This is a genomic window from Paraconexibacter algicola, assembly GCF_003044185.1.
GTDB lineage: Bacteria > Actinomycetota > Thermoleophilia > Solirubrobacterales > Solirubrobacteraceae > Paraconexibacter > Paraconexibacter algicola.
Genome location: NZ_PYYB01000002.1, coordinates 81,017 through 93,423 on the forward strand (window position 1 = coordinate 81,017; position 12,407 = coordinate 93,423).

The window sequence follows — 12,407 nt, forward strand, 5'->3', positions numbered from 1 at the left end:
CCTCAGCCTTGGAGGAAGGGGTTCGTCGCGCGCTCGGCGCCGAGCGTGGTGACGCCCATGTGGCCCGGATGGACGCGCGTCTCGTCCGGGTAGGTGTCCAGGAGCGTCTGGATCGAGGCGCGCAGCGTCGGCCAGTCGCCGCCGGGCAGGTCGGTGCGCCCGACGGACTGCTGGAAGAGCACGTCGCCGCTGAACATCGCGAGCTCGTCCGGGACGACGAACGTCACGTGGCCGGGGCTGTGGCCGGGCGTGAAGACGACGTCGATGTCGAGGCCCGCGAGCGACAGCGTCTCGCCGCCGGCGACGGTGTGGTCGGCCTCGTAGTCCTCGAACGGGCCGAAGCCCGGGAAGCGCATGTAGTCGTTGATGTTCGCCAGCACCTGCACCTCGAGCTCGGGGCAGTACACGGGCGCCCCGGTCTCGCGGGCCAGCGGCGCGACCGCCCCGACGTGGTCGAAGTGCGTGTGGGTGAGCAGGATCGCCTCGACGGTCGCCTCCATGCTCTCGATCGCCTGGAGGATCCGGGGCAGCTCGTCGCCGGGGTCGACCACCAGCAGCGTGTCGGCGTCGGGCCGCTTGAGCAGGAAGCAGTTCTCCTGCACCGGCCCGACCGTGAGCATGCGGACGTCGAGCGCCATGGGTCAGCCCTTCCCCGCGGCCTTCTGCTTCATCCGCCGGCGGTAGATGAAGAGGTCGGTGTAGTAGCCCAGCGGGATGTAGACGAGGAACATGAACGCGGCGAGCGCGATCGTCGGCGCGACCGCCTGCCCGAACAGCAGGAACAGCGCGACGCCGAAGATCAGGGACGCGATCGCGGCGCGGTTGGCGGCCGAGCGCCAGTTCGGGGGCGTCTCGAGCCGCTGCAGGCGCCGCTCGGAGGCGGTCATCTTCGCCTGCGCCTTCTTCTCGGCCTCGCTGAGCGGCCGGCCGGTGCGCCCGCGCGACTCGACCATGCCTGCCGCGTTGCCGCGGTGCTTGGTCGACCGCTTCTTCTTCTGCTTCGTCGCCATGGGTGTCCTCAGGATACGCGCGCGAGCGCGTCCTCGACCGTGCGCCGGTTGCGCACCGGCACGGCGGTCGGGAAGTCGGCGAACGCCGCTTGCGGGGCGAGCCCGACGAGCTCCGCGGCCGCGACGGGCGCGTGCGCGGCGATCGCGGCGACGACGTCGCGCAGCGGCAGCGCGAGGTGGTCCTCGACGTTCATCGAGACCTGGGCGACGCCGTCGCGGTGGGCGAGCTCCAGGCCGATCGCGCGCAGCCCCGGGAGGCCGTCGGGACCGCCCTCGCGGATGCGGGCGGCGATCGCCTGCGCGTCGGCGAGCGTGGCGGGCGCCGCGAGCTCGACGTTGAACGCCACCAGCGGTGGCCGGGCGGCGAGCAGCACCGCCCCGGCGCCCGGGTGCAGGTCCTCGCGCGGCCCGAAGTCGGGGACGACCTCGCCGGCGCGCACGCGCGCGGCGAGGCCCGCCGGGCCGCCGCGCCGCAGGTCCGCGCGGGTCCGGCCACCACCGAGCGGCCCGTAGAGGACGCACGGCAGCCCGAGCTCCCCCAGCAGCGCGCCGGCGTGCAGCGCCTCGGCGCAGGCCGCCCCGCGCCGCGCCGGGTCCAGGTGCACGAGCGGCACCACGTCGAGCGCCCCGACGTGCGGGTGCAGGCCCGCCCGGGCGGGATCGCGCAGGTCGACGTGCTCGAGCACGGCGGCGGCGCCGTCGCGCAGCGCCGGGGCGAGCTGCCCGGGCCGGCCGGCGAGCGTGAAGACCGTGCGGCCGTGGTCGGCGTCGGCGTGCACGTCGAGCAGCGTCGCCCCGCCGGCGGCGGTGAACGCGGCGCCGATCGCGTCGAGGATCGCCTCGTCGGCGCCCTCGGAGACGTTCGGGATCGCGAGCAGCAGGTCGTCGGCGGTGGCGGTCACGCGCGCAGGATCGCAGGCCCGCCCGGACCTTCCGGCGTCAGTCGCCCCGGGCGATCGCGAGCAGCGCGCCGACGTGGCGGCGCACCTGCGCGGTGCTCGGCGCCGCCGGGCCGAGCTCGACGACGAACGCGCTGGTGCCCGGCGCCCGCCGGTTCTGCCAGCCGGTCGCGGTCCCGCGGTAGCGCGGCAGGCCGCGGGCGGGCAGCCGCACCCGCCGCGCGTAGGCGCGCACGAGGCGCCGGTCGGCGCCCGGCGTCAGGTGCACGAGGCCGTAGGGCTGGTGCAGCCACACGGTCACGTCGGGGCGCACGGCCCGCACGAGCCGCTGCACCCAGCGGGTCTCCGGCTCGCTCGCGGCGCGCGGCCCGGGGAAGTACCGCCCGCGCGGGCCGGCGCGCCAGTCCCCGGGGAAGTTGCGGTTGAGGTCCACCCCCCGCGCGTTGACGCGCGTGCGCGCCGCCGCCCCGTCGGGGTTCGCGGAGAGGACGGTCACGATGCGCGCCCCGGCCGGGACGGACGCGCGGCGCAGCGCCGCCACGACCCGCCGGCCGCCGGGCTCGTCGCCGTGCACCTGGCCGACGACGAGGACGACCCGCCCGGCCGCCGGATCGCCGGCCGCGAGCGCCCGCAACGGCCGGCCGCGCACGCTGCGCCCCGCGGGCAGCGCCGCCCGGGCCACGACCGCCGGCGTCCCGGGCTCGGGCGGTGGCGGCGGCGGTTCGGCGGCGAGCACGCGCGCAGCCTACGCCCGCGCGACCCCGCCGCCGCCGTTGCGCGTAGAATCCACCGCCCCGTGGCTGGGTAGCTCAGCTGGTTAGAGCGCACGACTCATAATCGTGAGGTCGGGGGTTCGAGTCCCCCCCCAGCTACTGGTCGTGCGGCCCGCCCCCGGCGGGCCGTCGTCGTTCCGGTCCCGGACCGGCCGCTGCCGGGGTCGTCGCGCGGCGACATGCGGCCGCCGCGCCAACCCCGCCGTTCCACGACTCCGGACGCAGCACTGCTCCGGGACCTGGAGTGACGCCGGGGGTGCCGTGGCACTACAGTGCGTGCCACGTGCAGGCCGACCCGCTCCTCGATCTCGCCGGCCCGCTGCGTCCCGCCTACGAGGCGGTCGACTGGGCCGCCACCCCGCTCGGGCCGATGGCGGACTGGCATCCCGCGCTGCGGCACGCCACCGCGATGGCGCTCGACTCCGAGTTCCCCATCACGCTGCTGTGGGGGCCCGAGCGCGTGATGGTCTACAACGCCGGCTACGTCGAGCAGATCATCGACAAGCACCCCGCCGCGCTCGGCCGCCGGGTGCAGGACGTCTTCCCCGAGGCCTGGGACGCGATCGAGCCGCTCGTGCAGCAGGTCTTCGACGACGACCCGCCCGGGCTGCTGGAGGACCAGTTCTTCCCGCTGGACCGCAACGGCTTCCTCGAGGAGACGTACTTCACGTTCGCGTACTCGGCCCTGCGCGACGCCGACCACACCGTCCTCGGGGTCATCGACATCAGCTCCGAGACCACGACCCAGGTGCTCGCGCGCCGCCGCCTCGAGCTGCTCGGCCTGCTCGGAGACCGGCTCGCCGGGGTCCGGGGCACGGCCGAGGTGCTCGGGGTCACCACCGAGGTGCTCGCCGAGGGCGTCGCCGACATGCCGGTCGCCGAGGTCTGGCTGCCCGGCCTCTCGCAGCGGACCTCCGGTGGCGTCCTGCCCGAGGCGCCCCTCGACGAGCTGCCCGCCGGGGAGCTGCTCCTCACCGAGACGCCGACGGGCCGCGTCGCCTGGGTGCCGCTCGGCCCCTACGACGAGGAGGCCGGGGCCCAGCCGCTGCTCGTCGTCCGCCTCAACGACATGCTCGCCCCGGACGACCCGTATCTGGGCTTCCTGCGGCTGCTCGGCTCGACGATCCGGCAGGCGCTCGAGCGCGCGCGGGTCAGCGACGCCGAGCGGCGGATCAGCGAGACGCTCCAGCGCAGCCTGCTGCCGCAGCCGCCCGAGGTCCCCGGCCTGGTGATCGCGGCCCGCTACCTCGCCGCCGCCGAGCAGGCCCAGATCGGGGGCGACTGGTACGACGCCTTCGTGCTCGCCGACGGCACCACGGTCGCGGTCATCGGCGACATCGCCGGGCACGACCAGGACGCCGCCGCCGAGATGGCCCAGGTCCGCTCGCTGCTGCGCGGGGTCGTGCTCACCGCCGGGTCCTCCCCCGCCTCCGCGCTGGAGCAGCTCGACACCGTCGTGCAGGGGCTCGACCTGGGGACGGTCGCGACGCTCGTCGTGACCACGATCTCCGCGCCGGCCACCGACGGGCACCGGACCGTGCGCTGGTCCAACGCCGGCCACCCGCCCCCGGTCCTGATCGGCGCGGGCGGCGGCGCGCGCCTGCTCGAGGCCACCCCCGACGTGCTGCTCGGCCTGATCCGCGCGCCGCGCCACGAGCACGAGACCGACCTCGCCCCCGGCGAGACGCTGCTGCTCTACACCGACGGGCTCGTCGAGCGGCGCGGCATCTCCATCACCGACAGCCTCGGCTGGCTGCGCGACGTGCTCGACCGGTCGCCGGCCCGCGCCGCCGAGCCGCTGTGCGAGCACCTCGTCGCCGGGCTCTCGCCCGCCCTGGACGACGACATCGCCCTGCTGGCGATCACCGCCGGTGGCGTCGCGGCCTGACGCCGCCACGTCGCCCGACCTGCGAGGCTTGCCGCGTGAGCATCAATCCGGATGACCTGCTGTCCGACGCCGCGATCCGCGCCGCCATGGGTGCGCTCGCCTCGCGCAACAGCCACCACCTCGACGGGATGACCGAGGAGGAGCAGCAGAACGCGCTCCAGCACTGGCACGAGCTCGTGACCGACGTGCTGACCGCGGCCCGCGCCACGCTCCAGGGCGACCCGGACGTGCCCGTCGTCGAGGGCGAGCTGCCCGGCCGCGCGGTCATCGTGCTCCAGGACGCCGGCGGCGAGGACGTCAACGTCCACGCCACCTTCCACCCCGAGCTCGAGGACCTCGGCAACGAGGAGGTCGGCGGCACGCCCGCGCAGATCACCGCGGTGATGCTGCTGCAGTCGCTCGGCGGCGAGGACGGCGAGCCGGAGCCCGGCCAGGCCTGACCCACCGGGTCGTCCGTCTCAGTGGCGGACGACCTTCTCGCAGTCCCCGGTGGTGCGGTCGTGCTTGTCGAGCTCGACCACGTCGAAGCCCGGCCCGCAGGTGATCGTCGCGGGCCGGCTCGCGTACGCCTGGATCACGTCGTTGCCGGGCCCGGCGTCGATGACGTTGCGGCCCGCCCCGCGGACCCGGATGCGGTCGTCGCCGTCCCCGGCGCGGATCGTGTTGCTCCCCGAGCCCCCGTTGACCTCGTCGTCGCCGGGGCCGCCGTCGAGCTCGTTGCGCCCCGGGCTGCCGTAGATGACGTCGGCGCCGTTGCCGCCGAACACGCGGTCCAGGGCGGTCGAGCGGTCGCCGTGCAGCCGGTTGGCCCAGAGGATGTCGTCCCCGTCGTCCCCGTAGATGCGGTCGGCGCCGTGGGAGCCCAGGAGCGTGTCGTTGCGCGCCGTCCCGTGCTTGCTCGCCCCACCGTAGGGCGCGAGCCAGGTGATGCCCGCGCGCGGGTCGCGAGCCGGGGCGGCGACGAGCAGGATCCGCTCGCAGTTGCGCACCCGGCCGCCGCGGCGCAGCTGCCGGTCGGAGATCCCGCCCTGGTCGTCGACGCGGTCCATCTCGACCGTGTCGTTCCCCGGGCCGCAGTCGATCAGCTCGTCCTTGCCGCGGTCGTTGGCGTGGATCAGGTCGTCGCCCGGGCCGCCCAGGAGCGTGTCGCGGCCGCTGTCGCCCCACAGCTCGTCGGCGCCCGTGCCGCCGAGGACGACGTCGTGCCCGGTGCCGCCGTGCAGCAGGTCGTCGCCGCTGCCGCCCACGACCCGGTCCTGGGCGGCACCGCCGTAGAGGAGGTCGGCGCCCGACCCGCCGTTGAGCGTGTCGTGGCCGAAGCCGGCGGTCAGCAGGTCGCGGCCGGTGCCGCCGAGCAGCACGTCATCACCCGCCGCCCCGTCCAGCCAGTCGGTGCCGGGACCGCCGAGCACGCGGTCCGGCCCGGTCTCCCCGTACAGGGTGTCGTCCCCGCCGCGGCCCGAGACGAGGTCGTGCCCGCCGCGGCCGTAGAGCGTCTCGTCGATCCCGCCGCCGCGCAGCCGGTCGGCCCCGGGGCCGCCCACGCGCACCCGCACACGGCCGGTCGTCGGGAGCGGGCTCTGCGGCGCGGTGGGGCTCGACAGGTCGTGGGCCGGGTCGACGTTCGCCGGCACGCGCGACGGCGCCGGGACCGGCGTGGGCGTCGGCTCGGGCGTCGGCGTCGGGGTCGGCTCGGGGGTGGGGGTCGGCTGCGGGGTGGGCTGCGGCTTGGGGCAGAGGATCGGGATCAGGCACGACTGCGCGGCGGCAGGCGAGGCGGGGAGCCCGACCGCCATCAGCGGGGTGGCGAGCGACAGCGCGAGGAGGAGGCGGCGGGCCGACATGCTCTTCCTGTCGGCGAATGTCCGCCCGGACTGAAGACATTCGTCGCGGTGCCGAAGCGCGTCGCGCCAAGTCCTCGGATTTCGTGTGCACCCACGTGCCGCTTTCGCGGGTTTCGCGGTACAAAAGCGTCACAAAACCGTGTCGTCGCCGCGCTGGTCAGCGCACGACGAGGACGATGCCGTCATCGCACGAGGCGTGCGATCCAGTGGGTGGGGGCCCACCGGGACAGCGAGACAGGGGGTTTCACCGATGGAGCAGGACCAGGGATCCGCGGAGCGTCCGCGGAGCATCGCCGGGACGGCGACGGGCGGAGCGACGACGTTCCAGCGCGCGCTCCCGTTTCTCGTGGCGCTGATCCCGCTGGCGATCGCCATCGCGGTCGTGCCGGGACGCACGCTCGCCGTCGACGCGTGCCCGCCTGGCGGCGAGGGCCTGCTCGGCTGCCAGATCCAGAAGGGCTGGGCGCCCTACGTCACCGCCGTCAGCCTCGTGTGGCTCGGCCTGTACGTCGCCGGCCAGATCGTCTTCCTCGGCGGCCCGCGGCTGCTCGCCCACCTGCGTGCGGGCGACCGCCTGCGGCGCGCCCCGCGGCTCACCGGCACGGCGGGCCACAGCGACCCGGCGCTGGCCGCCGCCTCCTGGGGGCAGGCCGCGAGCACCACCGAGGCCACCAAGGTCATGGGTGGTTTCGCCTGGTCGCAGGCCGCCAGCCGCGCCGCCCGCGTCACCGCCACCCCCGAGCTGCTCGGGGCGATCGCCCCGCGGGAGACGCACCCGCCGCTGCGCCCCGCCCCTGCAGCCCCCGCCCCGCCGGCGCCCGTCGCCGACGTGACGACCGCGGCCCCCGCCCCGCGCCCCGTGTCGCTGGCGGGCGGGACCGCCCTGCACGTCTGCGGCACGTGCCTGCGCATCGTCGAGGGCGACCCGCAGGCGCAGGGCCTCACCTGCGCCGGGTGCGGCACGCTCGTGCTGCCCCAGGCCCGGGTGCGCAGCGCGGCGCCCGTCCCGGCCGCCGACGACCCCACCCGCATCGTCCTGCTCGCGGGCGTCCTCGACGCGCGCGGCGTGCAGCGGCTCGAGCAGGCGATCGTCCGGCGCCCGGGCGAGCCGCGCCGCATCGTCGTCCTGCAGCTCCCGAGCGGCTGCGCCGTCGACGGGGCGGCCCGGAGCGCCGTCCTGCGCGCCGTGGCCTCCGCGCACGCCGACGACGGCGAGATCGTCCTCGCGGTCACCGACGCCCAGCTGCGCGGCGAGCTCACCGCGCTCGGCCTCACGGTCGCCCCGACGACCACGGACGCGATGACGCTCGCCGCCGAGCTCGACGTGGCGCGCCCGCACCTGAGCCTCGTCCCCCGCCAGGTGGCCGGCTGATGTCCGTGCTCGCGATCGTCCTCGTCGCCTGGCTCGTCCTGGCCGGCGTGGCGCTCGCGACCGGGTGGGCGCTGCTCCACGCCGCGCGGCGCACCGACGAGGCCGCCGACCGCGACCTCGCCCGGGCGCTGCGCGATGCGCCCTCACCGGCGGCGGCCCCCCGGCGGGCCGCCGGGCTCTCCTGAGCCGCCGACTGGACGGCTGTTCGATCCCGGGTGGCACCCGGCCTGCCGACCCTCAGGTCGTGCCCTCCCCCCTCCCCGCCGTGACCTGCCTCGACTGCGGCTTCGCCTGGAACAGCGCGGCGATGGCCGACGGCCTGCGGCTGCTCGGCACCTGCGCGCGCTGCGGCACCGGCACGCTCGCCTTCCGCGACGCGCCGCCGTCGGCGCCCGCGCCGCAGGCGCGCGCGACCGCCGACCACGACGGCGCGCCGCACCTGGTGCTGGGCGTCCCACGACGCTGACCCGGCCGTCCCGGCGGCCACCTGGACCGGGCGTCGAAACCGGTTCGGACCGCGTGCGCAATCCCGTCGCGCCCATGATCCGAACACCGCTCCGGGGCGCAGTACGCTCCCGCCATGAGCGTCCCGTCCAGCAGCTCCGTCGGCCCGGCGAGCCGGTCCGACAGCGACGCCCTCGCCCTCGCCTGGCGGCGGCTGGGCCGCGCCGCCACCGCGGTCGCGCTGCTCACCTCGCCCGCGTTCTTCCTCACGCTCGTCGTCGTCAACGACTGGCCGATCTGGGTCGCGGTGCTCGTGACGCTGTTCGCGATCGCCGCGTTCCGCGGGCTCGTCGACCTGATCTGCCACCGGCTGATCGAGCGCCCGTCGCTCTACAACGCCTCCGAGCGCACGAAGGCCGAGGACGTCGTCTTCCGGCGGCGGCGCTGGTACTGGCGCACGCGCTTCCGGCGGCTGGTGCTCTACGCGTTCATCGCGCTGGTCGCCCTGCTGCTGGCGCAGCTGTTCGTCCGGCTGCTGCTCGGCACCGGCGCCCCGTTCTTCACGCCGCTGTCGGCCTTCAACGAGGTCTTCCCCGAGGAGCAGCGCGTCCAGCTGGCGCTCCAGAACAGCCTCATCTTCTTCCAGCTGCCGCTGCTGTTCTTCGTCAACTTCATGATCTTCTTCGGCCCCCTGCTGATGTTCGGGGTCATGCAGATGAAGGCCTACGAGCCGGGCGAGTCCGACTGGGGCGTGCGGCTCGAGGACGTCCGCGGCCAGGCCGACTCCAAGCAGGAGGTCGAGCGGGTCATCACGCTGTGGGCCGCCGGCGAGGAGTTCAAGAAGGCCGGCGGCAAGCCGGAGCGCGGCCTGCTGCTGATCGGCGCGCCCGGCACCGGCAAGACGATGCTCTCCAAGGCGATCGCGACGAGCTTCAACTCGCCGATCATGACCATGCCGGGCTCCGGCTTCGCGCAGACGTTCATCGGCCTGGACGTCGTCATGGTGATGATCCTCATCGCGCGCGCCCGCCGCCTCGCGCGCAAGTGGGGCGGCACCTGCATGATCTTCATCGACGAGATCGACGCGGTCGGCATGCGGCGCAACGCGCTCGCCGGCGGCTACGGCGAGTCCTCCCCGGGGGTCCGCAGCACCGAGGACGTCCTCTTCTTCGGCGACTGGGGCGACATCACCCCGACCGGCGACCTGCGCCTCGAGACCGCCGCCTGGCGCGAGCGGATCTTCGCCCAGCGCGCCGAGGCCGAACGGGCCCTGCGCGACGAGCGTCAGCCGCGGATCATGCGGATGATGTTCCCGGGCATGGGCGGCGGCATGGCGCTCAACCAGCTGCTCGTGCAGATGGACGGCATGGACAACCCGCCCGTGCTGAAGAAGTTCTTCACGAAGAAGTGGAACACGTTCCTGGACGCGATGTACATCGTGCCCGGCTCGATCTTCGGCCGCTCGCTGCGCCGCAAGCCGCCCCGCCCCCGTGCCGAGCAGGTCTACTTCATCGGGGCCACCAACGTGCCGCTGAACGCCCTGGACCCGGCGCTCGTGCGCCCCGGCCGCATGGGCCGCCACATCTTCTTCCGCACCCCGACCAAGGACGACCGCCAGGACGTCTTCGACCTGTACCTCGGGAAGGTCGCGCACGACCCGGACCTCGACCGGCCCGAGCGCCGGGACGAGATCGCCCGCATCACCGGCGGCTACTCCCCCGCCATGATCGAGCAGGTCTGCTCGATGGCGCTGACCTACGCGCACTCCGACGGGCGCAACGCGTTCCGCTGGGACGACCTCATCGAGGCGATGACGACGATCGAGGCCGGCACCGCGTCGGGCTTCGAGTACATCCCCGACGAGCTGCGCGCGGTCGCCATCCACGAGGCCGGGCATGCGGTCGCCTCCCACGTCTACATGGACGGCGTCCTCTCCACGCGGCTGTCGGTGAAGGCCCGCGGCGCGTCCGGCGGCCACCACCAGGCGATCGAGACCGAGGAGCGGCTCATCCGCTTCCGCCACGAGCAGGTCGCCCGCATCGTCTGGGCGCTCGGGGCGATGGCCGCGGAGCGCGTCTTCTACGGCGAGAACTCCCAGGGCGTCGGCGGCGACCTGCACGCCGCGACCACCGAGGCGGCGCTGATGGTCGGGCAGTGGGGCATGGGCGCCGAGCCCGTCGACCTGAACGGCCACGGCCCCGTCGACCCGAGCGAGCGGGCCGAGCTCGAGTGGCAGATCGGCCGCCGCTTCGAGCGCGTCGGGCGGGAGATCATGAACCGCTCCAGCGCCGAGGTCGGCGACACCCTCAGCACGCCCGCCAAGGTCCGGCAGGCCGCCCAGATCCTCGGACAGGCGTACATCACCGCGTACTGCCTCATCGCCCACAACCGCGAGGCGGTCGCCGAGGTCGCAGACGCGATGGTCTCCCGCATCGAGATCCACGGCGACGAGGTCGTGCGGCTGCTCGACTCCGTCGGCCTGGAGGCCCCCGAGATCGACCTGACCGACGACGCGATCTGGCCGAAGGCGGCGCTCGTGGAGGACGAGCCGCCGTCCGTGATCCGCGCGCGCCTGCAGCGCGGCAGCACCGAGGACTGACATGAGCGAGTCGCCGAAGCACACCGATCCCCGCGAGCGCCCGTACGACCCGGCGGGCACGCGCCCCCGCCACGACCCGAAGGACATCGTCCCGCGGGCCCGCGACATCGACCCCGACGCCGAGGCCCGCGGCGAGTCGCTGTGGTCCACCCGGCCCGACGACACGCCGGCCCCCGACGCGACGCCCGCGCACGACCGCCCGGACGGCGCGGTCCTGACCGCGGCGACGTCCGCCGCCCCGCACCTCGACCGCCCGCCCCTCGACCCGCTCGCGATCCAGGACGCCGCGCCGCCCGCCGGCACCCCGCGAGCGGCCGGCGCCCGCATGCAGATCGTCCTCGGGGCGCTCGTCACGATCGCGGTCGCCGCGCTCGCCGCCGCGGTCCTGATCACCGTCTCCGGCGGCGAGGACGCTCCGTCCGGGCCGCGCTGGTCGGCCTGGATGCCCGACGGGGACGCCGGCGAGCGCATCCAGGAGATCGCCACGCGCGTCGGTCGCCAGTACCGCGGCAGCGACGGCAGCCAGCTCGTCGTCGTGACCGGCGGGCCGCTGGAGGTCGCCGGGCTGCCGCTCACCGTGGCGCTGCGCGAGCCCGTCGCCCAGGGCGGGGACGTCGAGATCGAGGAGGGCAAGGGCGTCCTCTACCGGCTCTGCGGACTCGGGGACCGCTGCGCGATCGCCGTCGGCAAGCCCTCCCGCGAGCGGCACCTGCTGCTGCGCCGTGAGGCGCTCGAGCTCGCGCTCTACTCCTTCCACTACACCGACGTCGACCAGGTCGTCGTGTTCATGCCGCCCCCCAAGGGCAAGGACCCCGACGAGGCGCTGTTCTTCAAGCGCAGCGACCTCGAGCCGCAGATCAAGCGGCCGCTCGCCGAGTCGCTCACGCCCAGCACGCCGTCCGTCGCGTCCGTGACCCGGTCGACCGACGCCCCGTTCGTGCAGGACCTGACGCTCGAGACGCTGTTCAAGTTCAGCCTCACCCAGGGCAACTCCGACCAGCGGGCGTTCCTCGTGCTCGACCCGCTGCTCGCGAAGACCCCGTGAGCGGGGAGCGGCGCGCCGCGATCGAGCGCGCCGCCGCCCGGCTGCGGACGCTCGACTGGTACCCGCGACCGGTGGACACGCGGCGCGTGCTGCTGCTCACCACCCCGTGGGTGTTCCGCCTCCCGGGCATGCGGCGCTTCCACGGCTACGCCGCCTGGAACCTGATCCTGCTGAAGCGGCCGCTGGCGCAGGTCTCCGACGACCTCGTCGTCCACGAGCTCTGCCACGTCTGGCAGATGCAGCACCACCCGGTCGCGATGCCGCTCTCCTACGTGCTGCGCGGCTACTCGCACAACCCCAACGAGCTCGAGGCCCGGCGGGCCGCCGCGATCACCGCTCGGGCGTGACCTCCGCCGGCTCGTAGCCCGGACACTCCCAGACCGGCAGCCGCGGATACTTGGCGTACTCGGTCTCCCCCGTGAGCTTGGCGCGCTCGCACATGGAGAACACCGATCCGCGGGTGTTCCCGACGACGCGCTGGAACGCGCAGATGTTGCAGAGGCCAGCGGGCGGTCCGGGCATCACCCCGCAGC

14 protein-coding genes and 1 tRNA gene are annotated in these 12,407 nt (G+C 75.0%); 9 read left to right on the top strand and 6 right to left on the bottom strand.

The features are described from left to right. Positions 1-2: 2 nt before the first annotated feature. From C7Y72_RS14310 to C7Y72_RS14325, 4 genes are read right to left on the bottom strand one after another with little or no spacing between them, the layout of a single operon-like run. Entirely contained in the window at positions 3-638 is a 636-nt protein-coding gene (locus C7Y72_RS14310; protein ID WP_107569880.1) for an MBL fold metallo-hydrolase, read from the bottom strand. A 3-nt stretch (positions 639-641) separates the two neighbouring features. Beyond that, positions 642-1,010: a hypothetical protein gene (locus C7Y72_RS14315; protein ID WP_107569881.1), complete on the bottom strand. Its 369-nt coding sequence runs from the start codon at positions 1,008-1,010 to the stop codon at positions 642-644. Positions 1,011-1,018: 8 nt separating this feature from the next. Beyond that, positions 1,019-1,912: a hypothetical protein gene (locus C7Y72_RS14320; RefSeq protein ID WP_107569882.1), complete on the bottom strand. Its 894-nt coding sequence runs from the start codon at positions 1,910-1,912 to the stop codon at positions 1,019-1,021. Positions 1,913-1,949: 37 nt separating this feature from the next. Continuing rightward, positions 1,950-2,645, bottom strand: a complete 696-nt coding sequence (locus C7Y72_RS14325) for a M14 family zinc carboxypeptidase (protein ID WP_107569883.1) — start codon at positions 2,643-2,645, stop codon at positions 1,950-1,952. Between the two features lie 62 nt (positions 2,646-2,707). Between C7Y72_RS14325 and C7Y72_RS14330 the strand changes: the two genes are divergently transcribed. The 3 genes from C7Y72_RS14330 (at position 2,708) to C7Y72_RS14340 (ending at position 5,010) form a co-directional block, all read left to right on the top strand. Further along, positions 2,708-2,781: transfer RNA gene (locus C7Y72_RS14330), tRNA-Met, on the top strand. Between the two features lie 184 nt (positions 2,782-2,965). After that, entirely contained in the window at positions 2,966-4,570 is a 1,605-nt protein-coding gene (locus tag C7Y72_RS14335) for a SpoIIE family protein phosphatase (RefSeq protein ID WP_107569884.1), read from the top strand. A gap of 35 nt (positions 4,571-4,605) precedes the next feature. After that, the gene (locus tag C7Y72_RS14340) at positions 4,606-5,010 is read left to right on the top strand and encodes a hypothetical protein (RefSeq protein ID WP_107569885.1); all 405 of its coding nucleotides are present in this window, start codon (positions 4,606-4,608) and stop codon (positions 5,008-5,010) included. A gap of 18 nt (positions 5,011-5,028) precedes the next feature. Here the strand turns inward: C7Y72_RS14340 and C7Y72_RS14345 are convergent, their stop codons facing one another. Then, positions 5,029-6,414: a calcium-binding protein gene (locus tag C7Y72_RS14345; RefSeq protein WP_158276868.1), complete on the bottom strand. Its 1,386-nt coding sequence runs from the start codon at positions 6,412-6,414 to the stop codon at positions 5,029-5,031. Positions 6,415-6,664: 250 nt separating this feature from the next. Between C7Y72_RS14345 and C7Y72_RS14355 the strand changes: the two genes are divergently transcribed. The 6 genes from C7Y72_RS14355 (at position 6,665) to C7Y72_RS14380 (ending at position 12,221) form a co-directional block, all read left to right on the top strand. After that, the gene (locus C7Y72_RS14355; RefSeq protein WP_107569888.1) at positions 6,665-7,786 is read left to right on the top strand and encodes a hypothetical protein; all 1,122 of its coding nucleotides are present in this window, start codon (positions 6,665-6,667) and stop codon (positions 7,784-7,786) included. Continuing rightward, positions 7,786-7,971 (top strand): hypothetical protein, encoded by a 186-nt coding sequence (locus C7Y72_RS14360; RefSeq protein WP_107569889.1) that lies wholly within the window; start codon positions 7,786-7,788, stop codon positions 7,969-7,971. The genes C7Y72_RS14355 and C7Y72_RS14360 overlap by 1 nt, the downstream gene beginning before the upstream one ends. 59 nt (positions 7,972-8,030) lie before the next feature. After that, entirely contained in the window at positions 8,031-8,252 is a 222-nt protein-coding gene (locus C7Y72_RS14365; RefSeq protein WP_107569890.1) for a hypothetical protein, read from the top strand. 114 nt (positions 8,253-8,366) lie between these two features. After that, positions 8,367-10,829 (top strand): AAA family ATPase, encoded by a 2,463-nt coding sequence (locus C7Y72_RS14370; RefSeq protein ID WP_107569891.1) that lies wholly within the window; start codon positions 8,367-8,369, stop codon positions 10,827-10,829. 1 nt (position 10,830) lies between these two features. Further along, a complete protein-coding gene (locus C7Y72_RS14375; RefSeq protein ID WP_107569892.1) occupies positions 10,831-11,874 on the top strand; it encodes a hypothetical protein in 1,044 nt (347 codons plus the stop codon). Next, a complete protein-coding gene (locus C7Y72_RS14380) occupies positions 11,871-12,221 on the top strand; it encodes a hypothetical protein (RefSeq protein ID WP_107569893.1) in 351 nt (116 codons plus the stop codon). Before C7Y72_RS14375 ends, C7Y72_RS14380 begins: the two co-directional genes overlap by 4 nt. On the opposite strand, the gene C7Y72_RS14385 is transcribed toward C7Y72_RS14380, so the two are convergent. Next, a complete protein-coding gene (locus C7Y72_RS14385; protein ID WP_107569894.1) occupies positions 12,205-12,396 on the bottom strand; it encodes a hypothetical protein in 192 nt (63 codons plus the stop codon). The two genes, C7Y72_RS14380 and C7Y72_RS14385, sit on opposite strands and share 17 nt — an antisense overlap. Between the last annotated feature and the right edge of the window lie 11 nt (positions 12,397-12,407).

Coding starts and splice junctions, on each gene's coding strand:
- C7Y72_RS14310 (WP_107569880.1), bottom strand. CDS start 638: ATGGCGCTCGACGTCCGCATGCTCACGGTCGGGCCGGTGCAGGAGAAC.
- C7Y72_RS14315 (WP_107569881.1), bottom strand. CDS start 1,010: ATGGCGACGAAGCAGAAGAAGAAGCGGTCGACCAAGCACCGCGGCAAC.
- C7Y72_RS14345 (WP_158276868.1), bottom strand. CDS start 6,414: ATGTCGGCCCGCCGCCTCCTCCTCGCGCTGTCGCTCGCCACCCCGCTG.
- C7Y72_RS14355 (WP_107569888.1), top strand. CDS start 6,665: ATGGAGCAGGACCAGGGATCCGCGGAGCGTCCGCGGAGCATCGCCGGG.
- C7Y72_RS14360 (WP_107569889.1), top strand. CDS start 7,786: ATGTCCGTGCTCGCGATCGTCCTCGTCGCCTGGCTCGTCCTGGCCGGC.
- C7Y72_RS14370 (WP_107569891.1), top strand. CDS start 8,367: ATGAGCGTCCCGTCCAGCAGCTCCGTCGGCCCGGCGAGCCGGTCCGAC.
- C7Y72_RS14375 (WP_107569892.1), top strand. CDS start 10,831: ATGAGCGAGTCGCCGAAGCACACCGATCCCCGCGAGCGCCCGTACGAC.
- C7Y72_RS14385 (WP_107569894.1), bottom strand. CDS start 12,396: ATGCCCGGACCGCCCGCTGGCCTCTGCAACATCTGCGCGTTCCAGCGC.